Origin of the sequence: Clostridioides sp. ES-S-0049-02 (assembly GCF_020658465.1) — a bacterium.
Lineage (GTDB): Bacteria > Bacillota > Clostridia > Peptostreptococcales > Peptostreptococcaceae > Clostridioides.
Map to the genome: position 1 here is coordinate 357,953 of NZ_JACVWG010000001.1, position 23,442 is coordinate 381,394.

A 23,442-nucleotide genomic window follows, 5' to 3' on the forward strand; every position below is an offset into this window, starting at 1 on the left:
AAAGAAGGCAAATACAAATGGATATTATTAAAAATATACAAAGCTATTGTGTAGAATTTAGAAATTTATTTGGGTTAAAAGATAATATATCAAGTCAGGTTTTATTAAGTATTGCAAAAGATAGTACATATGCACATAATCTGCATACATGTAGAAATGTTCAAAGTTTTCTTGAACATCTTATAAAGAATCCAGCTTTAGATTATACAGATGAAGAAGTTGAAAAAGAATTTTTAGATAGCACATTATTTTCTAAACTTGATAACATAATTAAAGAATCTAAAATAAGTTTTGTATATGAAGATAATAAAAAAGATTATGAAGATAAGTATGGTTCTTATATAGAGGAAGAAAAGAAAAAAAATCCTGAAGCTAAATCATGTAAACCATGTGCTGAAATTAAAGCAAATGATTTTAGAGAAGTGTACTTAGATTCAAATGGAACAACTTATATTCGTGATGAGATAGTTAAATTACTTAAAGATTATTATGATGGGGTTTATGGCTATGCTAATCCAAGTAGTTCAACAGTACAAGGACATTATACTTTCGATATTATAAATAGTTCCAGAAAGACAATAGCAGACTGTTTAATGGTTGATACAGAGGAAATATATCTTACAGGCTCAGGTTCTGAATCAAATAATTTGGCTATAAAAGGGATAGCGTTTAAGTATTTGGATAAAAAAGGTCATATTATAACCACTAAGATTGAGCATCCATCAGTACTTAGAACTATGGAATATCTTGAAACACTTGGATTTTTGGTAACCTATATAGATGTAGATAAATTGGGAAGGATATCACCAGAAGATATAAAAAATTCTATAAAGGAAAATACAATACTTGTATCAGTAATGGCTGCAAATAATGAAATAGGTACAATAAATCCTATTAAGGAGATAGGAGATATATGTAGAGGTTATAATATACCTTTCATGGTGGATGCAATACAAGCTTTTGGTAAAATACCTTTAAAACCTAAGGAGTGGGGAATTTCACTTCTTACATTTTCAGGACATAAAATATATGCTCCAAAAGGCATTGGTGGAATATATGTAGAAAATGGATTAAGCTTAGTTCCAATAATACATGGTGGAGGACAAGAATATGGACTTAGAGCTGGTACAGAAAATGTAGGTCATATAATGGCTTTAGGAATGGCAACTAAACTTGCTTACAATGAAATGAATGATGAATCAAATAGACTTTTAGAATTACGAAAGTTTTTCTTAGAAGAGATTGAAAAAATTGAACCAGATTATATTGTGAATGGGTCTCTTGAAAATCGACTTCCAAATAATTTAAATATAGGCTTTCCGCTTCTTGATAGTCATGCGATTATAAGAAGTTTAAATAATATAGGTATAAGTGTTTCTCCTGGGTCTGCATGCAGTTCAAAAAGGATAAAAACTTCTCATGTACTTGAAGCAATAGGAGCAAACACAAAACACTATGCTTCAATACGTTTTAGTTTTGGTCTTAATACAAGTAAAGAAGACTTAGAGTATCTATTTAAATATCTTAAACAAATTATTTATATATTAAAATCGAACAACGAAGAAGTGGCAAGAGAAATATTATTAGAAAATTAAAATAATGAGGAGTGTTTTACTATGGGCTATGATTATAATGAATGTAAAAGACGTTTGGAGCAAAAAAAGTTAAAGGCTTGTTTAGAAATGCATTGTATGGATTTTTCTACTTCAAAGGCATATCATGATTCATGTGGAGACCAAGGAATATATCAAGCAGTACATGTGGTAATGTGTAGGAATAGTAAGACAGGAGAAACACTTCCATCTTCTACAGAACATTTAATTGATGACTGTATAGCTAAACGTATGGAGAATAAAGACTGGAATTTAGAAGATTGTTGTTGCTGCTGTTCATGCTTTGCAGATGGTACTTTCATTGCAATACCAGATGGAGAAGTAGAAGTACAAAATATTAAAAATGGTGATGAGGTATTGGGAGGTTCTATAAAAAAGGCTGGAGAAAAAATAAATCTTGCATGGGAGCCTGTAAAAGTACAATTTAGTACAGGGACAGAAAGTGGAGAACAACCATCAATGGTATACATTGTATATCGTTCTTTAGATGAAGAAAGTTCAGATGAGTTAGAAAAGAAAATAAAAAATGGTAAGAGCGAATTAATCGTAACTGCAGACCACGTATTTTTACTTGCTAATGGAAAATTTACTGTGGCAGGTAAATTGAAACCTGGAGACATGTTAATTGACAAAGATGGAAATGAAGTACCTGTTTTAACTGCAAGTTTAGGTCATTATACTGGTGGAGTTCATCATATAACAACTGATATTAATTTTGAGGGAAGTGCTGACAAACATTTAGTTATTGCAGGTGGAGTAGTTTGTGGGGATTATACACTTCAACTTCACTTTGAAGATTTAGAGGATAATCTAAAAGTGGAAAACTACAATGAATTACCTATTATAGGAAGTGAAGAACATATGAAAGCATGTAAACATCTTGTGAAAGAAAGAGGTGTGTTACTTTTCCATAAAGAGGACAACACAGAGGTGGCCATTAATAAAAAATTCTCACCATATAAATTTGGATATAAAGGAACTATAACATCTGCACATACCCTATTTACAAGAGAACAAGCAAATGATATATTCCAAAATGGCACACAATTTCCAATACATATGACATTGGGCTTAAATGCAATCCAATATTTAATAAAACTATTTAAAGGATTTTATCCAGATATAAATATACATTTAGAATGGGATAGAATAGAACCAAATGTATATGCATTTGAAGAATATGGAGTAAAGACTGTCCTAGTATCTGGTGGATTAGTTAGAATGGAAAACTTAGATGTTGAGGGTCTTGCTATGGCAATTGGTCATGGGATAGGTCGTTTCTATGGAGGAGTACCACAAAATAGTGACAAAATATCAGGGACAGGACCATCAGATTATTATTCGTTTGGTGTTGTAAGTAGAAAAATATGGTTTGGTGACCAATGGATGACTTTAACTCTTAGAGGATATGAGCAATTGGGAGATTTATGTAGATTAATATCAGATGAAAATGCTACAGGAAATGAATATAATGTTTGTGAAGAACCATCTATAAAATGTAGATTGAGCGCAATGGCTTCTGGTATACAAGGAGGAAGTTTACCAGTTTGTGCAGGTGGTGTAGAAAAGCCAAAATTAAAACTTGAAGCAGTTGATAATAATAATGATGGAATTTCTCTTACTTTTAATATGACACTTGATAAGGTATTAGCAGAAGATGAATTGAACTACTTGATAGATCCAGTAGTTCAAGTAGAAGATATTATAGTAGATTCTAAAAGAGATTTTATAGTGAATATAAAGGCTAAATTTGAATCTGGAAAAGAGTATACTATAAGTGTTAAAAATCTAAAATCTATATATAAGACTGACTTAGATTCAAAATATTCTTCTATTGTTTATATATGTAAAGAGTAAATTGTATAAATATTAATTACATTAACATGCTATAAGATAGACAAAAAATAAAAACTGAATATAAATAATTTTCTGAAAAAAATGCTTGTCCCTACATATCTAATATGCTATAATATAATCAAATAAGAGAAAGGGGTGATTCCAGTGGGAACGGATGTGGCACAGCCAAATGATGAAGAAAACTCAATTATAATCTATGAAATAAAGTTAGATGTTTTTAGTGCTATATTAAGTACTGGAAAAACTCAAAAGCTGGGATAATTATTGGAATTGCCTAGACTTAAAATTTTGGTAGTAAAATAGTCATATTGTATAGCCAAAGCATCTAAGTTTTAAAGTTATTTGTAAGAATTAAAACTTTTACAAATTGCATATTTGCTTATAATTTAGTTAGAAAAATTTACGTGAAAAAGTGCTTTCGATATGTGCATATGTAAAGAAATATGTATGTATGGTTAGGTAATAGGCTAGATATGTATGTAAAGAAATATGTATTTAGTCAAATATATGTATATGTAAAGAAATATATATATTATGTGTATAAGATTTTTAGTATAGATTGGTGAATAATAAAAGCAACTTATTATGTTATGGAAAACTAATTTATGTTTGTAAAAAATATATTTAAGATTTGGTTGATATATAGTTGCAAAAATATTGTTTAGTACGAAAAAATAAGTCGAGATAAAAGTTTAAAATAATTGATTTAAATATAGTTTGTTTTGACATCTAATAAATTGAAATAATTTATAAAAATAGACATCTTCTCATAGTGAAAATATACTATGGGAAGGTGTTTTTGTTTTGTATTAAAGATATTATTAAAGATTTGCATGGTTTTACATTTTAATATAATATAGACCTGATAATATATATATATTAATAAAATTTAAAAGAGAAAGGTGAGAAAGATGTATTATATAGGTGTAGACATTGGAGGAACAGGCATACAAGCAGGTGTGGTTGATAATCAAGGAAAGATACTTTTTAGAACAGAATGTAAAACTGTGGTTGAAAAGGGATTTGAAGGAATACTAGATGATATAAAAATAATGATTGATAAATTGTTAGAAGAAAACAATCTAAAGATGAAAGAGATAAAGTCTATTGGATTTGGAGTACCTGGGTTTATAAATAAAAAAGGTTTAGTAACTTGTGTAAACTTAAAATGGGATGGAGAAAGTTTTGAGAATGAACTAAAAAGAAGGTTTCCAAATGTTGAAATTCATGGAGAAAATGATGCAACAGTAGCAGCACTTGGAGAATCAAAGTTTGGAAGTATGAAAGGTGCAGATGTTGGAGTTTTATATACTTTAGGAACTGGAGTAGGTGGAGGAATAGTAATTAATCAAAAAGTTTTTTCTGGAGCCCATGGATTAGGCTCAGAAATAGGGCATCAAGTAATAGGAGAAAACTATTTTGATTGCAATTGTGGAAATAATGGTTGTGTGGAAACTTTTTGTTCAGCAACTGCCATTATAAAATATTCTCAAAAACTTATACAAGAAGGTAGAAAAAGTATGATTTTAGATTTAGCAGAAGGAGATTTGAAAAAAATAAATGCAAAGATGGTGTTTGATGCACATAGAGAAAACGACACAGTTGCAATTGAAGTAATAACTAGATTTAAAACTTATTTAGCAAAAACATTTGCAAATACAATAAATACATTAGACCCAGAAGTGATATCAATTGGTGGAGGAGTTTCTAAAGCAAGTGATATAATACTTGATGGGATTGAAGAATTGGTAAGAAAGTTTGTTTTATACAAAAAAGAAGATATAGCAAAAATTGTATGTGCAACCCTAGGTTCAGATGCAGGAATTATAGGAGCAGCTTTTTTATAAGATAAATGAATCAAAAATATTGGGGGCATGATATATGAGTAAGATAAATGCTAAAAGAACTCTTTTTTTAGTGGCTATAGGCTCAGGAACTATGCTGAATCCTCTTAATTCATCTATGATTTCACTTGCATTACATAGTATACAAAACGATTTTAATATTAGTTTTACAACTGTGTCTTGGATGGTTTCAGCCTTTTATTTAGCTAGTGCTATTGCACAGCCAGTTTCAGGAAAGATTGGAGATTTAATAGGTAGAAAAGTTTTATTTTTAAGTGGTTTAATACTCGTAAGTTTTTCAGCATTTATGGTACCATTTACTCAATCATTCTTTATATTGATTTTTATAAGAGTAATTCAAGCTATTGGAACAAGTACATTGTATCCATCTGGAGTTGCTCTTATACAAAATAATATAAAGGAAAGACAATCTTCTGCCTTAGCAGTTCTAACCATTTTTGCTTCAACTACAGCAGGGTTAGGACCAACTTTAGGCGGAGTATTGCTTGATTTAGGTGGATGGCATGCTATATTTCTTGTAAATATACCAATTGTTATGGTTGCCATTTGTCTAGGATATTTTTTATTTCCAAAAGAAATAAAAAAGAAAAAAAGTATAAAAGAGACTTTTAAGAATGTTTTATCAAGATTAGATGTTGTTGGTATAGTTTTATTTTCAATTGCAATGATTTTTATATTACTATTCTTATTATCAGTTAAGGAGTCTTTTAATTTAGAGCAATTTGTATTAGGATTAATTTTGATGTGCATTTTTATTTGGCATGAACTGAGAACGAGATTACCCTTTATAGATATTAAACTTTTTATGAGTAATCCTAAGTTATCAAAGGTATATTTACAGTTTATTATATTAAACTTCTTCAATTATATCTTATTTTTTGGTCTTCCAAGTTATTTTCAAGATGCACTACATTACAGTGCTAGGTCAACTGGTCTATTTATGTTGTTTATGTCTGGTATAGGAATTTTCATATCTCCATTGACTGGAAAATGGATAGACAAATCTGGAACTAGAGTACCTCTTATAGTGTCATCAATTTTTATGTTGATTAGTGCAATACTTCTTTCATTAATCTTTATTCAAATACCAGTAATAGGTAAGGGGATAATTTTATCATTAGCAGGTGTTAGTTATGGAGTTGGTAATGTAGCATTACAATCTTCAATGTTTAAAGAAAGTCCTCCTGAGAGCATAGGTACAGCCTCTGGTCTATTTCAAACTAGTCGTTATTTAGGTTCAATTTTTGCTACTGTACTACTTGGGATGGTGTTTGAAGCAACTATAACATCAAGTCAATTTAAAATTTTAGGATATGTTATGGTGATTTTAGGCACAATAAGTTTTTTGCTAAACTTTGTTTTTACAAAACAATTAAAGCAAGCGAAATAATGTATTAAAGAAATAATAGATTCAATAAGATTAAAGATATTATTTATAAAAAAGGATATCTTATCAAATATTTACAAGTTTAAAGGAGAGAATATTTGATAAATAACATTTGATAAAGTATATAGTATTTTAACTTAAAATCAAGCAAAAATGTGAGTTAGCATTTCTGCTTGATTTAGCAATTAATTTTTTTTATATAGAAAATAAGATTTTACACTTAGATAAAAAATCATTGCATTTTCAAAGTTTTTTAAATCAAGGTTGAGTATTTCATTAATTTTTTCCAACCTATATACCAGTGTATTTCTATGTAAAAACATATCACTAGATGTTTTAGAGATGTTTAAGTCATTATTTATAAATTTTATTCCTGTAGATAGAAGTTCTTCATCAATAGATTTTATCTTATTGAAGTCTATCAGTCTATTAAGTACATCGTCTTTGTTAATTAAGTCTAAAGTTTTATACCTAATAAGGTCAAATAAATTTAAAAATTTATCCTTAGCATTATCTTTTACAATATAAGATAGTAAATTAGAGCATAACTGCAATCTAAAATTAAAATCAGATTTGTTATCTAACTCACCAAGATAGAAAATATAAGTACTTTGATAAGTTTCAGTTTCAATTATATTTTGTGTAGTTACATTAATGTCTAAGTTATACTTAGAGTTTACTACAAAAAAACTACTATGTTGAATTGTATTTATATCATCATATAAGTTATAAAAAATACCTTTTAGATATTCAAAATCTATATGTGGCTGATAAATTAAATAAAAGTGACCATTTAGATTATCTAAGTTATTTTCATCTAAAAAATCAATAACATAAACAGTATCATTAAAAGTAACTAAATGACTATTGGCATCTAAACTTTGATTTTTATAAGGGTAAATATTTATTTTTTTATTGAGTTGTTTTTCAAAAAAACTTTTCAAGTCTTCCATAAAGTCTCCTTAGAAATAAGATTATACTATTATCTTATAGCTAAGTCAGTTTCTTTGTCAAATAAGTGTACTCTATTATTATCAACTGAAAGAGTTAAATTATCACCAACATCAACTCTATTTTTGCTGTCAAATCGAATTGTTATTGTATTTACATCTAATTTTAAATGAGCATAGGTCTCTGCTCCCATAAGTTCTTTTATTTCAACTGTTGATTTAAAGCAAGTATCTTGATTAGATTTAACAAAAGTATCTTCTATATGTATATCTTCTGGTCTAATACCCATAATAACTTCTTTTTTAATATAGTTGTCTTTTATTAAATCATAGTGTTTTTCTCTATTTAATTTTATCTTAATGTATTCGTTTTTAGCATATATTTCTTCATTCTCTTCTATTAATGTAACATTAATAAAGTTCATCTGTGGAGCTCCAATAAATCCTGCAACAAACACATTAGCTGGATAGTCGTATACATCTTGTGGAGTTGCAATCTGTTGTACCACTCCGTCTTTCATTACTACTATTCTGTCAGCCATAGTCATAGCTTCAACTTGGTCATGTGTTACATAGATGAATGTAGTTCCAAGCTGTTGATGTAACTTAGTTATTTCTGTTCTCATGGCAGTTCTAAGTTTTGCGTCCAAGTTAGATAAAGGTTCATCCATTAAGAATACCTTAGGATTTCTAACTATTGCACGTCCTAGAGCAACTCTTTGTCTTTGTCCACCAGACAATGTTTTAGGTTTTTTATCTAAAAGAGGGACTAAATCCAATATTTTAGCGGCTTCTTTAACTTTTTTATCTATTTCATCTTTTGGCATTTTTCTAAGTTTAAGTGCAAATGCCATGTTTTCATAAACAGATAAGTGAGGATATAAAGCATAATTTTGAAAAACCATTGCTATGTCTCTATCTTTTGGTTCTATATCATTGACAAGTTTATCTCCTATATATAATTCTCCAGAAGATATTTCTTCAAGACCAGCAATCATTCTAAGCGTTGTCGATTTACCACAACCAGATGGTCCCACTAAAACTATAAATTCCTTATCTTTAATATCTATATTTATATTTTTTACTGCATTAAATCCATTAGAATAAAGTTTTGATATATCTTTTAATATTACTTCTGACATTGTAATTCTCCTTAATAATTTAAAATTTAATTATATAATATCAGATGATTTTATTGTAGGAAACATATAAAATAACCAAAAATTTTTGTTTAAAATGTATATCTTGCTAATTTGTATATAATAAATATAATGTGAACTATTTAAAATGTATTAAGGGAAAAGCATAATCAAATAAAGTGCTAAAAATAAGTTAGACAATTTATTATAAATTAAGTAAATTAACTATAATGTAGATATAAACTAATAAAAAATTTATAAAACAAAAAAGTATGATATTTGTGATATAATAAAAGTTATGGAAAAATAGGAAAATTAATATAGAAAAGAGAGGTAAACTTATGAATAATTGGATAGAAGTAACTATAAAAACAACAACAGAGGCAGTTGAGCCAATAACAAATATACTATATGAACAAGGTGCTGGAGGGGCTGTAATAGAAGACCCAAAAGATTTCTTATTTCAAAAGAAAAATGAATTAGATTGGGATTATGTAGAAGAAGAAGTATTTAAAAAGAATGAAGAAGATGGTGTACTGATAAAGACTTATGTGTCAGAAGAAAAAAATGTGATGGAATTTGTCGAAATAATAAAGCAAAAAGTTTTAGGACTAAGAGATTTTGGTATAGATATAGGTGAAGGAAGTGTGTCATTAGACCAAGTAAATGAAGCTGATTGGGCAAATGCATGGAAAGCATACTATAAACCAACAAAAGTAGGTCAAAAGGTAGTAGTAAAACCTACATGGGAAGATTACGATATGCAAGAAGGGGATTTGATAATAGAGCTTGACCCTGGTATGGCTTTTGGTACAGGAACACATGAGACTACTAGTATGTGTATTAGAGAATTAGAGAAATATGTAAATAAAGATTCTAAAGTATTTGATATTGGTTGTGGTAGCGGAATTCTTGCAATAGCAGCAGCTAAATTAGGGGCAAAAGAGGTTGTAGCTGTAGATTTAGACGAAGTTGCAGTGAAAGTTGCAAAAGAAAATGTGCTTGAAAATAAAGTTGAAGAGAATGTATCTGTAATGCATGGGAATTTAACAGATGTAATAAAAGATAAAGCTGATGTTGTAGTTGCAAATATAATCGCTGATATAATAAAAATACTTGCAAAAGATGTACAAAATTTTATGAAAGAAGATGCTATATTTATATCTTCAGGTATAATTTTGGACAAAGTAGAGGAAGTTAAAGAAAGCTTAATCGAAAATGGATTTGAAATAGTTGAGGTTCAAAAACTAGGTGAATGGTCAGCGATAGTTTCTAAACTTAAAAAGTAAAAGGCTGGGTGGAATATAATGGATAGATTCTTTGTTGAAAAAAATAATATAAATTTACAAGACAAAGCCTGCATTATAGAAGGTGAAGATGTAAAACATATTTCAAAAGTTTTAAGGTGTAAACTAGGAGAAAAACTTGAGATATGTGATAAAGATAATAATGAGTATATTTGCGAGATAACAAATATAGAAAAAAATATGGTTAATTTAAAAATTTTAGAAGAAGTTGATATAAATAGAGAATCTAAACTTAAGGTAAAATTATATCAAGGTCTTCCAAAAGCTCCAAAGATGGAGATGATACTTCAAAAACTAACTGAAGTTGGTGTAGATGAAATAATATTAGTTCAAACTAAGAGAAGTGTTGCTAAAGTTGATGATAAAAAAGAAGATAAAAAATTTGAACGTTGGAAAAGAATAATTTATGAAGCCGCAAAGCAAAGTAAAAGAGGTAAAATTCCAAATTTAAGAGGTGTTTTAAGTTTTAAAGAAGCTTTAGAAGATATGAAAAAAAATGATGTAAATATTTGTCCTTATGAGAACGAAAGAACTGTCTCAATAAAACAGGCACTTAAAAATTGTGATTCTAATATAGATAGAGTTGGAATTTTTGTAGGTCCAGAGGGTGGTTTTGCTGAGGAAGAAATAGAGCAAGTTCAAAAAGATAATTGCAGTACTGTATCATTAGGACCTAGAATATTGAGAACTGAGACAGCTTCTGTTGTAGCATCAACAATAGCTTTGTATGAGCTGAGTGATTTAGGAGGAGAATAATAAATTGAAAAAAGTAGCTTTTTATACACTTGGGTGTAAAGTCAATCAATACGAAACTGAAGCTATGCTAGAACTATTTGAAAAAGATGGATATGAACAAGTTAATAGTGAAGAATATGCAGACGTTTATGTTATAAATACATGTACCGTAACTCATATGAGTGATAGAAAATCTCGTCAATATATAAGACGAGTTAAAAAGAAAAATCCAGATGCAATAATAGCCGTTGTGGGATGTTATTCACAAGTATCGCCAGAAGAAATTTTGGATATAGAAGAAGTAAACCTAGTCATGGGTACAAATGATAGAAGGAAGATTGTTGAAGAGATTAGAAGGATAGATGCAAGTAAAAAAGTTAGCACAGTTGATGATATAATGAAGGTAAAAGCATTTGAAGAAATAGAAATTAGTCAAACTAATGGAAAGACTAGAGCATTTATGAAAATTCAAGATGGATGCGACAGATTTTGTACCTACTGTATCATTCCTTATGCCCGAGGACGTGTTAGAAGTAGGGATATTGATAGTATAGTTGATGAAGTGAAAAAATTGGCTAAAAATGGCTATAAAGAGGTGGTATTAACAGGAATACATGTAGCCTCTTATGGAAAAGATTTAAAAGATAAGGATATTAAACTTCTTGATGTAATAAAACAAATAAATGAAATAGATGCAATAGAAAGAATTAGACTTAGCTCTGTTGAACCGATTTTGTTTACTGATGAATTTGTGAATGAAGTTTTAAAGATGGAGAAGGTTTGTCCTCATTATCATCTATCTCTTCAAAGTGGATGTGATGAAACTCTAAAAAGAATGAATAGAAGATATACAACTGAAGAGTATAAGACTATTGTGGATAGATTAAGAGATAAAATACCAAATGTAGCAATAACTACAGATGTAATAGTAGGTTTTCCAGGAGAAACTAATGAGGAATTTAAACAAACATACAATTTCTTAAAAGATATAGAGCTTTCACAAATGCATATTTTTAAATATTCGCCAAGAAAAGGAACTCCAGCTGCAACTATGGAAAATCAAATTGACCCTCAAATGAAACACTTTAGAAGTGAACAACTTTTAAATTTAAGTAAAGAAAACTTTAGTAAATTTGCAACTAAATTTATTGGTAGTGAATTAGAAGTCTTATTTGAACAAAATATAGAGGGCAATAAGTTTGAAGGACTGACTTCAAATTATATAAGAGTTGTTGTTGAAAGTGACAAAAACATACAAGGTCAGATATTAAAAGTAAAAATAAATGATGTAAAAAATGAATATGTAGAAGGAATTTTGCTATAACATGTAGAAATTATAATATTTATAAGATAGGAGGTGGAAGGAAATGGATTGTATATTTTGTAAAATAGCGAACGGAGAAATACCTTCAACTAAAGTTTATGAAGATGAAAGAGTATTGGCATTTAATGATTTGAACCCAGTTGCTCCATATCATATATTAGTTGTACCTAAAAAACATTATGATAGTGTAATTGATATTCCTGATATAGAAATGGATATTGTGTCACATATTCATGTTGTTATTAATAAAATAGCTAAAGAGAAAGGTTTTGACCAAACTGGATTCAGAATCATAAATAATTGTGGAAGCGATGGAGGGCAAGAAGTTAAGCATTTGCACTATCATATTTTAGCAGGTAAAAAGCTTCCTAATTACGAAGCAGAACAAAACTAAACTAAATTATTGAAAAATTGAGTTCCTTCTTGATAAAAATACTTGATAAAAGTAAAAATTTAGTTTATAATAAACAAAGTGTTAGGTTGTAATGCATATTATGCAAAAAGAACATAGTTACAGTCCCAGCATAATTGCGCTATTGGAGGGAGGGAAAAAGAAATGTCAGAAGTAAGAGTTAGAGAAAATGAAACATTAGACAGCGCTTTAAGAAGATTTAAGCGTCAATGTGCAATGTCTGGCATCATGTCAGAAGTAAGAAAAAGAGAGCACTATGATAAGCCAAGCGTTAAGCGTAAGAAAAAAGCTGAAGCAGCAAGAAGAAAAAACGCTAAAAAATAGTAGTAAATAAGAATAAAGAGGTGAAGGGGATGTCCCTTAAGCAAAAGTTACAAGAGGATTTGAAATCTTCGATGAAAAACAAAGATACAGTGAGAAAATCTGTAGTAACTTTAATAAGAGCTTCCATAAAGCAGTATGAAGTTGATAATAGAACTGAACTTGATGAAGATGGAATTATCGATGTAATAGCAAAACAATTAAAGCAACGTAGAGATGCATTAGTTGAATTTGAAAAAGCTGGAAGAGAAGACTTAGTAAAAGAAACAGAAGCTGAAATTGAAGTTTTAAAAGAGTACCTACCTCAACAATTAAGCGAAGAAGAGTTAGAAGAAATTGTAAAATGTACTATATCTGAAGTAGGGGCAACATCTATGAAGGATATGGGAAAAATAATGTCAGTTATTCAACCAAAAGTTAAGGGTAGAGCTGACGGAAAACTTATAAATAAGTTGGTAAAACAAAACTTACAATAGATTGATATAGCCTAGAGAGAAATCTCTAGGCTTTTTATAATTTTTGAGAATAACAAGTCATATCTGAGCATATCTATAATCAAAGAAAATTTTGAAAGAAGGGGAAAAATTTGATTATATCGGTAAAGGAAATTAGAAATTTTTTGATAAACATATCAATACCATTAATAATAGGTTATTTAAGTAGTATTTTGACCATGTTGATTAGTGGAACAGATATTTCAACGTACTATTTACAACTTACAAAACCAAGCTTTGCACCACCAGCTTTTATCTTCCCTATTGTTTGGACTATATTGTACATATTGATGGGTATATCTTCATACCTAATATTAAAAAAAGGTTACAACTTGCCTAAAGTAAGAGATGCAGTGTTTTATTATGGATTACAACTTGCATTAAATTTTGTCTGGAGTATACTATTTTTTGGATTTGGACTTAGATTTACAGCTTTAATAGACATAATAATAATGATTATGGTTTCTATAATAGTTATTTTAAAATTTTCTAAAATAGATAAGAGAGCTGGATATATAAATTTGGTTTATTTGATATGGCTGGTTTATGCTGGATTTTTGAATTATTTTATATGGTTTATTAATAAATAGAATGTAAAGGTTTTGTAAATTACCCCGTACTTTTAATAATATCATATCAAATAAAAAATGAATAGACTATTAAAAATAATCATTTTCATATACAATTATATTAATTTAAATATAATAAATGTATCAAAAATATATTTAAAGATTAACATATTAAAGTATTAGAATTGGAAAGGCTCGAAGGGAGAGGTTTTTATGCAAATAATAGTATCTGGAAGACAAATGAAATTAACTGACGGAATAAAAGGATACGTAGATGGAAAATTAAGTAGGTTAGAAAAATACCTTGATCCTGAATCAGAAGTGAAAGTAACAGTAAGTGCGAAAAAGGATAGACAGAAAGTGGAGGTTACAATAATTCCTATTAATGGTCAAATAATAAGGGCAGAAGACGTAGAAGAAGATTTATATGCAGCAATTGACATTGTTTGTGACAAATTAAGTAGACAAGTTGTAAAGTATAAGACTAAGGTTAAAGACAAAGTTCAAAATAATAAGAGCATAAGATTTGAAAATATTGACTTTATAGATAATAGTAGCGAATTTAATGATTATGACTATGATGATGAGGAAGATGAAAATATAGTTATAGAGAGAAGAAAGAAATTTAATGTAAAACCTATGAGTTCAGAAGAGGCAATTCTTCAAATGGAGTTGGTAGGACACAACTTCTATATGTTTAGAAATCAAGATAACTTTGAAATAAATATAGTATATAAGCGTAAAGCAGGTGGATATGGTTTAATAGAGCAAGACTAATAAAAAAATTGTATACTTTTTATATTTTATATACAAAAAAGTAAAAAGGTAATCATGTTGATTTTTATCAATATGATTACCTTTTTCTTGTTTAAATAATATATTAAATATTAGGTATTTACTGTCTAAAAAAATTTAAAACTACTCCATGATAGTATCAATAAAGTGCATAAATACCTATTTTAAGCATAAAATTAATTAAGGGGGTAATGCTTATGTTAGAAATATCCACTGATTTACAAGTAAATCAACCAGTTGTTACTGTTACAAGTAATACTTTTATGAGTATAGAAAATTATCTATCAATACTAGAATATGAAGTTGATTTAATAAAAATAAAGACTAAGGTAAAAACAATTAAAATATCTGGGGATAAACTTTCGCTTAAGTATATTACTGACAGTGAGATAGGTATAAAGGGAATTATATACAATGTGGAGTATGTTGATTAGGAGGAGATACACTTGATAAGTTTTATAAGGGGATACTATGTTATAGTTGTGGAAGGAGTAGGGCTTGAACAATTTTTAAATCATCTTATAAGAAATGGAATAAATGTTTACAATGTAACTAGAATAAAAAATACTAAAATCGAGTTTAATATAAATAGACAAGATATAAAAGAATTTAAGAATATTTATAGAGGAAGTAAGTTTGATATTAAGGTAAAACAAAAAACAGGAGTTCCTTTTATTATTAAAAGAATTTATAAGCACAAAGGTATGTGGATTTGTGCTATTGTTTCTTTACTTTTATTGATGTCAACATCACAATTTGTAACAGATGTATATATACAATCTCCAGAAGGTATAAAAAAAGAAACTCTTAGAAGTGAACTTTATAAAGTTGGAGTAAGACCAGGAGTATACAAAAAGAGTATTGACAGAAAAGAAGTTAGGGACCATATGATGTCAAAATTTAATGATGTCGCATATTTATCTATTAATGTAAAAGGAACTAATATATTTGTTACTGTTACAAAAAAGGCTGAATCCTTAAAATCTACAGACCAATCAAATTATTGTAATGTAATTGCTTTAAAAAATGGTATAATAGAAAAGGTAATCCCTAGAAGTGGTAAGTCTGTTGTTAAATCTGGAGATATAGTCCAAAAGGGCGCTGTTTTACTAAATGGTGCTAATACAAAATCAATACCCGAAGTATGGGCAAGTACTTTTTATGAATCTACTAAAAAGGCAAGCTATGTAGATACTGTAAATAAAAAAACTGGAGAAAAGAAAAAGGTACACACAATAAGTTTTTATGATAAAGAATTTACAATTAGAAAAAATATAAAATATAAGAATTATGTTGTTGAAAATAAAGAAAAAAGACTTTCAATGGGAGATTATACTTTCCCTATAAAAATAAAGACGAGTACTTTTTATGAAACCAAAAAAGTTGAAGTGAAAAAGAACAAAGAAGAGTTGAAAAAAGAATTATCTGAAAAAGCTTTAAAAGAATTAGAATACATAATACCAGCTTCGGCTAGAATAATAGATGTAAAACATAGCTATAAGGTTAATAAAAATATGTTAGAATATTTAATAACAGTTCAAACTAGTGAAAATATAGCTAAAATTTATCCTCTTAGTAAAGCAGAGGCAGAAAGATTTATAAAGGAAGATAGTAAACCAAAAGAGGGAGAAGAGGAAGTTCCTTCTAATCCACAAAAAAGACCAATAAATGATATAAGAAATGAGTTTAATGAGGATAATAAAGATAATAACGACCAAAATAATTCTGATGGAAATAATAGTAATCAAAATAGTAACAATAGTCAAAATAATAATAGTAATAACAATTAATAAAATTTAACCTAAAACTTGAGGAGGATTAATTCAATTGATAATACAAAAAAAATTTACAATAGCAGATGGCAATTTTGAAAGAGAGTTATTTGGCAACTTTGATGAAAATGTAAAATTGATAGAGAAAACTTTAAATATAGATGTAATACTTAGAGAAGGCAATATAATTTTAATAGGAGAAGAAAAAAATGTAGATTCTGCATTAAAACTTATGAATGAATTGCATCAAACTGTATCAAATGGTAAGCATTTAGATAAACAAAGCATTTCTTATTCATTATCTCTTTTACTTGAAGGTAGTGAGCAAAAGATAAAAGAACTTGAAGGTACAATTGTTATAACTCAAAGAGGTAAAGCTGTTCAACCTAAAACTTTAGGGCAAAAAGAGTATATAAAGCTTATAGAAAATAATGATATAACTTTTGGTGTTGGTCCTGCTGGAACAGGAAAGACTTATCTTGCTGTGGCTATGGCAGTGAAAGCTTTTAAAAGAGATGAAGTTAGTAGAATTATACTTACAAGACCAGCAGTGGAAGCTGGAGAAAGTTTAGGATTTTTACCAGGAGATTTAAAAGATAAAGTAGACCCATATTTAAGACCATTATATGATGCATTATTTGAAATGTTGGGTGCTGATAAGTTTAATAAGTATTTAGAAAGAGGTACTATAGAAGTTGCACCACTTGCATTTATGAGAGGTAGAACTCTTGATAATTCTTTTATAATATTAGATGAAGCTCAAAATACAACTTCTGAGCAAATGAAAATGTTTTTAACTAGATTAGGATTTGGTTCTAAGGCTGTAGTTACAGGTGATATAACACAAACAGATTTGCCACAAAATAAAAAAAGTGGTCTTATACAAGCTACAGAGATTCTTAAGGGCGTTCAAGGGATAGGCTCTATAATGTTAACAGACAGAGACGTTGTAAGACATGAGTTAGTACAGAGAATAATAAGAGCTTATGAGAAGCATGATAAAAAAGAAGAATTTAAAAAAGAAGAGCGCAAAAAAATGAAAATACAGGAAAAGACTTTCAAAAGAAAGTAAAAGTGTAGTAATATAGATGTATAGCATTATTAATGAATAAAAAGTAGGTGTAATTAATGGATTTGATATTAGATGATAGACAAGATAAATTAGAAGTAAATGAAGAACTAATAGAAAAAATAAAAGATATAATTTTAGAGTGTTTGGATTATGAAGGATATGATGATAATTATGAAGTGAGTCTTTCTTTTGTAGATAATAAAGAGATTCATGAATTAAATAGAGAATATAGAGGAGTTGATAGACCAACTGATGTTTTATCATTTCCTCTTTTAAGTGATGATTTTGAAGATGTTGAATTGGAAGAAGAATCTTTAGGAGATATAGTAGTATCTCTTGAAAGAGCTTTAGAGCAAAGCATAGAATATAATCATAGCTTTGAAAGAGAAGTATGTTTTTTAATATGTCATAGTATGTTTCATCTTTTAGGGTATGACCATGATACAGATGAAAATACAAAAGAAATGAGAGAAAAAGAAGAATACATATTAAATAAGTTAAACATAACAAGGGAGTAATTCTTATGAAAACAGGAAAAACTCGTCAAGGTATAATTAAAGCTTTTAATGCAGCTATAGAAGGAATATTATATACATTTAAATTTGAAAGGAATATGAAAATACATTACTTAGGCTCAGTTGCTGTGCTTATAATAAGTTTATTTTTTAACTTTTCAAAATTGGAAATGATAATGTTACTGATGTCTATATGTTTAGTTGTAGTTGCTGAGATGTTTAATACAGCTATAGAAAAAGCAGTAGACCTGGTAACTGATGAATATCATGTACTTGCAAAAATAGCAAAAGATGTTGCAGCAGGTGGTGTACTAGTAGCAGCATTAAACTCAGTAGTAGTTGGATATATTTTATTTTATGATAAATTGACAGATATATCTGGAATGTTAATTTACAAGATAAGAGAATCAGAATTACATATAACCTTGATATGCATATTATTGGTTCTTATAGCTGTAGTAGTAGTAAAAGCATTGACTTCAACAGGGACACCTTTAAAAGGAGGTATGCCAAGTGGTCATGCTGCTTTAGCATTTGCTATAGCAACTGCAATTACACTTATGACAGAAAGAGTAGTTGCATCTACTCTTGCATATATAATGGCTGTATTGGTTGCTCAAAGTAGGATTGAGGGAAAAATACATACATTCTGGGAAACCATAGCAGGAGCTTTGTTAGGCGTGTTAATAGCAGTATTAGTATTTCAGCTTGGAATGTTTTATAATTAAAATGAATGTACATAAAATATTTAACAATGAAACAAATCTGTTACAATTAAATTTTTATGATATAATGTAGAGTATTAAATAAAAATAAATTCTAATAAGTGTATACAGGAGGAGATGTTGTGGACAACATAGAATTGTTAAAGTTGGCAGAAGATGCTAGACAACATTCTTATGCTCCTTACTCAAGTTTTAGAGTGGGTGCAGCTCTTTTGACTAAGAGTGGAAAAGTTTATACTGGATGTAATATAGAATGTGCATCATTAGGTGGAACAAATTGCGCAGAAAGAACAGCTATTTTTAAAGCTATATCAGAAGGTGATAAGGATATATATAAAATAGCAATAGCAAGTGATAACTCAGAAAATAATGAACAAACATATCCTTGTGGAATATGTAGACAAGTAATTATAGAGTTTGGTTCTGATATAAAAATAATAACAGGATATACTAAAGGAGAGGTGTTTGAGCATGATATAAAAGATTTGCTACCAAACTATTTCTCTGGAAATGATTTAAAATAAATTAAAAAACTAAAATAAATTTAAAGCAATTAAATACAAGAAGATAAAAGTTAGGAGACAGTTAATGTTCAAATCAGGATTTGTCAGTATAGTAGGTAGACCAAATGTAGGGAAATCTACTTTAATGAATAATGTAGTAGGGGAAAAGATAGCTATAATGAGTGATAAACCTCAGACTACAAGAAATACAATACAAGCAGTCTATACAGATGAAGAAACTCAAATAGTATTTTTAGATACACCAGGTATTCACAAACCTAAAAATAAATTAGGTGAATTCATGGTAAAGGCAGCAACAGAAGCTTTTAAAAATGTAGATTTAATATTATTTGTAGTTGATGATTCTAAAAAAATAGGTCCTGGAGACAGAAAAATAATAGAGGATTTAAAATCTGTTAAGACACCAATAATTCTAGTTGTAAATAAAATAGACCAACTAGGTCAAAAAGATGAATTATTTGATATAATAAAAATGTATGATAGAGAAGGTATTTTCAAAGAGATAGTACCAATATCAGCGTTAAAAGGAAAAAATACAGATACTCTAATAAAAGTTATACAAAATTACTTAGAAGAAGGACCAAAGTATTTTCCAGATTATATGATTACAGATCAACCAGAGAGAGTATTAATAGCAGAACTTATAAGAGAAAAAGTTCTTCATTATCTTAATGATGAAATACCTCATGGTGTAGCTGTTGAAATTGAAAAAATGAAAGCAAGAAATGATAAAGAAATAGTAGATGTATCTGCTGTAATATATTGTGAAAGAGATTCACATAAGGGAATAATAATAGGAAAGAATGGTAGGAAACTAAAAGGAATAGGTAAATCAGCAAGACAAGATATAGAATTACTTTTAGGTTCACAAATAAATCTCCAGTTATGGGTTAAGGTTAAAGAAAATTGGAGAAATTTACAAAATTATATAAATAATTTTGGATATAATGATAAATAAAGGTGGGTTATATGGATAGGAAACTGGATGCTTCCCAAGATTTATTATATGAAGTAAAATCATTAATTGATAATAATAAAGTATTGGAGTTAAGAGAATTAATAGAGGAATATCATATAATTGATATATTCGATATAATGGAAAATTTAGAGGAAGACATGAAAATTCAACTGTTTGAAGTACTTCCTCTAGATATGGCATCTTCTATATTAGAAGAAGGTAGTGTAGAGTTTTTTATTAGTATTTTATCTAAGTTAGATGTAGAACATGCAAAAAACATACTTGAACTTATGTCTCTTGGAGACATGGCAGATAAACTTAGTGAACTTGAAGAAGAAGAAAGAGAACATATAATAAATCTTTTAAATCAAGAAAACGCTGACTATGTAAAAGAATTATTATTCTATGATGAAGACTCTGCAGGTGGAACAATGACCACTGGATATATTTCTATAAATAAAGATATGACAGCTCTTGAGGCAATAGAACATATGAGAGAAGAAGCTGATGAAGCTGAGACTATTTATTATATATATGTAGTTGATGATGAAGAAAAGCTAGTTGGAGTATTATCTTTAAGAGAGCTAATAATAGCGAGAGATGCAAATATAGTAGAAGATTTAATGAGTGAAAATATAATTTCTGTTTATGTAGATGAAGATAGAGAAGAAGCGGTTAGGTTAGTATCGAAATACAATTTAATAGCAATTCCAGTAGTAGATAGACAAGAAAAGTTAAAAGGGATAATAACAGTAGATGATATAATAGATGTTATGGAAGAAGAAGCAACTGAAGATATGTATAAATTTGCAGGAAGTTCAGAGCATGAAAGAGAAGTTGCTGAAAAGGAAAATCCTACATTGAAAGAGCAGACAATATCAGCTCTTAGAGGTAGACTGCCATGGTTAATTATTACATTAATTGGAGGTCTATTGGCTTCTCTAATACTTTCTAATTTAGATTATATAATGAACCCTATATATGCTCCACTGGTATTTTTTATACCTGTAGTAATAGGTATGGGTGGTAATATTGGAACACAATCATCTTCTGTTACAGTAATAACACTGTCTAATAAAGATTTGAATTTTAGCAATGTAGTAAGAGAAGGTATTGTAGGAATTATTACAGGTCTTTTATGTGGTATAATAACAGGTATTGTAATTTACTTTGTTATGAAAAAATTAGACATTGTATTAATTGTTTCAATATCATTATTTATAAATATGGTTTTGGGTGCAACAATAGGTGCATTTATGCCTGTTTTATTAAAAAAGATGGATGCAGATCCATCTACAGTTTCATCACCAATTATATCTACAGCTCTTGATATAACTGGTATAGCAGTTTATTTTATAATAACGACAGCGTTATTGTCAAAAATTGTTTAATAACTTTATGTATGATTTATCCTCTTCTTACTAAAAATATAAGTATAAATGTAAGAAGGGGGTTTTTTAAAAATGAACAATATCAGTTGGGAAGTTTTTAAAAAAACAGGCAGTATAGATGCATATCTATACTTCTGTGATTGCAAAAACCTAAGTGAAGAAGTCGAAGAAGTAAGGGAGAAAAAAGAAGACGATGATAATCCTGAACACCCAGGGGATAGTACTTAAAGCTATAAGGTACAAGGAAAGTGATATAATACTTACTCTGTTTACGAGAAAGCTTGGAAAAGTATCTGCAATAGCAAAAGGAGCTAAAAAAAATAAGAGCTCTTTACTTTCATCATCACAGTTATTTTCTTATAGCAATTTTACTTTAAAAAAACAAGGAAATATGTACAAGGTTACTCAAAGTGAAATCATAAAGAGTTTTTATAATATATCCTACGATATAGAGGCATTTTCTTATGCTACATATATTACAAAATTAGTTGAAAATTCTATACTTGAAAATCAGACTAATAATAGGTTATTTATATTACTTGCACAGACGCTGTATTTATATACACAAGAAAATACAGATAATAGATTTGTAACAGTTGCATTTGAGTTAAAGTTCTTGGACTATATAGGATTTAAACCAATAGTAAATAAATGTATTAATTGCGGAAGTAAAATTTTGCAAAATTCTATGTTTAATGTTTATGAAGGTGGTATACTATGTAGTAAGTGTAATACACTTTTTGATAATAATATAAAACTGGATTTAACAACTGTTAGTCTCATGGAATATGTATTAAGGAATGATATTTTAACATGTAGCAAAGCTAAAGTATCAAAATATATAACACATGAACTCGAAAATATACTAGAAAAATATTTGAAAGTTTATGTTGATAATATTAATCTAAAATCATTACACGTATTGCAAAGTGTAAAAAACAATAAGGGAGTGGATAATAATGAGTAGTAATATAACTATTGAAATGGTTGATTCAGTCTTTGAAAGAGTTCCAGGAGCAACTTATGCAGAAGCAAAAGAAGCATTAGTGGAATGTAATGGAGATGTAATTGAGGCAGTAATATATTTAGAAAATAAAAAGAATACTTGTAATTGTAAAGCTAAATCTGCTAAAGAAACTATGGAAGAAGTATTTGGTAAAGATGGAGAAAATATAAAATATCAATTAAAAGAACTTCTTAAAAAAAGTAGTGTTGTAAGAGTAATAGTTGAAAAAGATGGAAAAACTATGATGAATATTCCTTTAACAGTAGGAGTTGTTGGATTAGCTTTTGTACCATTAGCTACTCTAGTTGGTTTATCAGCTGCTGTTATAAGTAAATATCGTATAAAAGTTCAAAATGAAGAAGATGGTGAAGTTGTAGACTTAGGTGAATTAAATGAAGAAAAACTTCATGTTTTGAAGAATATGATAACTAATGCAGCCAAAGATGTAAAAGATGTAGTAGTTGATAAAAAAGAAGATGATAAAGATGTAACTGCTGATCTAATGAAAGAAGAATCTGAAAAGAATAATGAAAACGAAGACGAAAACGAAAATAAATAGATATAAAGTGACTTTTAAAAAATGAAAAGAAGATAATTATAAGAATTATCACTAACATTGACAAATTTTATAGAATTTGATATTCTAAAAGTTGTAGAAGAACTATTAAAATAGCCTTTCGTGTAGACGAGAGGCTTTATTGTTATAGGAGG

25 protein-coding genes are annotated in these 23,442 nt (G+C 28.5%); 23 read left to right on the forward strand and 2 right to left on the reverse strand.

All coding sequences use genetic code 11. From position 1 onward, the window contains the following. Nucleotides 1-17: 17 nt before the first annotated feature. From IC213_RS01640 to IC213_RS01655, 4 genes are all read left to right on the forward strand, one after another. Nucleotides 18-1,595 (forward strand): cysteine desulfurase family protein, encoded by a 1,578-nt coding sequence (locus IC213_RS01640; protein ID WP_227862666.1) that lies wholly within the window; start codon nt 18-20, stop codon nt 1,593-1,595. 21 nt (nt 1,596-1,616) lie between these two features. After that, a complete protein-coding gene (locus tag IC213_RS01645; RefSeq protein ID WP_227862667.1) occupies nt 1,617-3,470 on the forward strand; it encodes a hypothetical protein in 1,854 nt (617 codons plus the stop codon). A 911-nt stretch (nt 3,471-4,381) separates the two neighbouring features. After that, a complete protein-coding gene (locus tag IC213_RS01650; RefSeq protein WP_227835334.1) occupies nt 4,382-5,317 on the forward strand; it encodes an ROK family protein in 936 nt (311 codons plus the stop codon). Nucleotides 5,318-5,351: 34 nt separating this feature from the next. Then, complete coding sequence (locus tag IC213_RS01655) at nt 5,352-6,725, forward strand: MFS transporter (RefSeq protein ID WP_227482842.1); 1,374 nt, start codon at nt 5,352-5,354, stop codon at nt 6,723-6,725. Nucleotides 6,726-6,907: 182 nt separating this feature from the next. On the opposite strand, the gene IC213_RS01660 is transcribed toward IC213_RS01655, so the two are convergent. Continuing rightward, entirely contained in the window at nt 6,908-7,675 is a 768-nt protein-coding gene (locus IC213_RS01660; RefSeq protein WP_227482841.1) for a PucR family transcriptional regulator, read from the reverse strand. A 29-nt stretch (nt 7,676-7,704) separates the two neighbouring features. Further along, nucleotides 7,705-8,814 carry an ABC transporter ATP-binding protein gene (locus tag IC213_RS01665; protein WP_227824176.1) on the reverse strand — a complete coding sequence of 370 codons (1,110 nt, stop codon included), beginning with the start codon at nt 8,812-8,814 and terminating at the stop codon, nt 7,705-7,707. Nucleotides 8,815-9,152: 338 nt separating this feature from the next. Here IC213_RS01665 and prmA point away from each other — a divergent pair, with 338 nt between their 5' ends. The 19 genes from prmA (at nt 9,153) to IC213_RS01760 (ending at nt 23,290) form a co-directional block, all read left to right on the forward strand. Then, nucleotides 9,153-10,100 (forward strand): 50S ribosomal protein L11 methyltransferase, encoded by a 948-nt coding sequence (gene prmA, locus IC213_RS01670; protein WP_227432583.1) that lies wholly within the window; start codon nt 9,153-9,155, stop codon nt 10,098-10,100. Nucleotides 10,101-10,118: 18 nt separating this feature from the next. Next, nucleotides 10,119-10,874, forward strand: coding sequence for a 16S rRNA (uracil(1498)-N(3))-methyltransferase (locus IC213_RS01675; RefSeq protein WP_227862668.1), 756 nt, complete (start codon nt 10,119-10,121; stop codon nt 10,872-10,874). Between the two features lie 4 nt (nt 10,875-10,878). Next, nucleotides 10,879-12,177 (forward strand): tRNA (N(6)-L-threonylcarbamoyladenosine(37)-C(2))-methylthiotransferase MtaB, encoded by a 1,299-nt coding sequence (gene mtaB, locus IC213_RS01680; protein ID WP_227824174.1) that lies wholly within the window; start codon nt 10,879-10,881, stop codon nt 12,175-12,177. A 43-nt stretch (nt 12,178-12,220) separates the two neighbouring features. Beyond that, nucleotides 12,221-12,571, forward strand: coding sequence for a histidine triad nucleotide-binding protein (locus IC213_RS01685; RefSeq protein ID WP_227432586.1), 351 nt, complete (start codon nt 12,221-12,223; stop codon nt 12,569-12,571). A gap of 162 nt (nt 12,572-12,733) precedes the next feature. Then, nucleotides 12,734-12,913: a 30S ribosomal protein S21 gene (gene rpsU, locus IC213_RS01690; RefSeq protein WP_003416618.1), complete on the forward strand. Its 180-nt coding sequence runs from the start codon at nt 12,734-12,736 to the stop codon at nt 12,911-12,913. Between the two features lie 29 nt (nt 12,914-12,942). Beyond that, on the forward strand, nt 12,943-13,386 hold the full coding sequence (locus tag IC213_RS01695) for a GatB/YqeY domain-containing protein (protein ID WP_227432587.1): 444 nt from the start codon (nt 12,943-12,945) through the stop codon (nt 13,384-13,386). Nucleotides 13,387-13,496: 110 nt separating this feature from the next. Continuing rightward, nucleotides 13,497-13,994 (forward strand): TspO/MBR family protein, encoded by a 498-nt coding sequence (locus IC213_RS01700; RefSeq protein ID WP_227432588.1) that lies wholly within the window; start codon nt 13,497-13,499, stop codon nt 13,992-13,994. Nucleotides 13,995-14,186: 192 nt separating this feature from the next. After that, a complete protein-coding gene (gene hpf, locus IC213_RS01705) occupies nt 14,187-14,750 on the forward strand; it encodes a ribosome hibernation-promoting factor, HPF/YfiA family (RefSeq protein ID WP_227432589.1) in 564 nt (187 codons plus the stop codon). A gap of 215 nt (nt 14,751-14,965) precedes the next feature. Continuing rightward, on the forward strand, nt 14,966-15,202 hold the full coding sequence (locus tag IC213_RS01710; RefSeq protein ID WP_227432590.1) for a YabP/YqfC family sporulation protein: 237 nt from the start codon (nt 14,966-14,968) through the stop codon (nt 15,200-15,202). A 12-nt stretch (nt 15,203-15,214) separates the two neighbouring features. Continuing rightward, nucleotides 15,215-16,558: a sporulation protein YqfD gene (gene yqfD, locus IC213_RS01715; RefSeq protein ID WP_227432591.1), complete on the forward strand. Its 1,344-nt coding sequence runs from the start codon at nt 15,215-15,217 to the stop codon at nt 16,556-16,558. Nucleotides 16,559-16,595: 37 nt separating this feature from the next. Next, entirely contained in the window at nt 16,596-17,612 is a 1,017-nt protein-coding gene (locus tag IC213_RS01720; RefSeq protein WP_227482837.1) for a PhoH family protein, read from the forward strand. Between the two features lie 56 nt (nt 17,613-17,668). After that, entirely contained in the window at nt 17,669-18,130 is a 462-nt protein-coding gene (gene ybeY / locus IC213_RS01725) for an rRNA maturation RNase YbeY (RefSeq protein ID WP_227432593.1), read from the forward strand. A gap of 5 nt (nt 18,131-18,135) precedes the next feature. Further along, nucleotides 18,136-18,855 (forward strand): diacylglycerol kinase, encoded by a 720-nt coding sequence (locus tag IC213_RS01730; RefSeq protein ID WP_227432594.1) that lies wholly within the window; start codon nt 18,136-18,138, stop codon nt 18,853-18,855. Between the two features lie 119 nt (nt 18,856-18,974). After that, nucleotides 18,975-19,376, forward strand: a complete 402-nt coding sequence (locus IC213_RS01735; protein ID WP_227432595.1) for a cytidine deaminase — start codon at nt 18,975-18,977, stop codon at nt 19,374-19,376. Nucleotides 19,377-19,440: 64 nt separating this feature from the next. Next, a complete protein-coding gene (gene era / locus IC213_RS01740) occupies nt 19,441-20,334 on the forward strand; it encodes a GTPase Era (protein ID WP_227432596.1) in 894 nt (297 codons plus the stop codon). Between the two features lie 11 nt (nt 20,335-20,345). Continuing rightward, entirely contained in the window at nt 20,346-21,725 is a 1,380-nt protein-coding gene (gene mgtE, locus IC213_RS01745; RefSeq protein WP_227862669.1) for a magnesium transporter, read from the forward strand. 72 nt (nt 21,726-21,797) lie between these two features. Next, nucleotides 21,798-21,953, forward strand: a complete 156-nt coding sequence (locus IC213_RS01750) for a YqzL family protein (protein WP_227432598.1) — start codon at nt 21,798-21,800, stop codon at nt 21,951-21,953. Beyond that, on the forward strand, nt 21,919-22,692 hold the full coding sequence (gene recO, locus IC213_RS01755) for a DNA repair protein RecO (protein ID WP_227862670.1): 774 nt from the start codon (nt 21,919-21,921) through the stop codon (nt 22,690-22,692). The genes IC213_RS01750 and recO overlap by 35 nt, the downstream gene beginning before the upstream one ends. After that, complete coding sequence (locus IC213_RS01760; protein WP_227862671.1) at nt 22,685-23,290, forward strand: DUF4342 domain-containing protein; 606 nt, start codon at nt 22,685-22,687, stop codon at nt 23,288-23,290. Before recO ends, IC213_RS01760 begins: the two co-directional genes overlap by 8 nt. Nucleotides 23,291-23,442 lie beyond the last annotated feature (152 nt).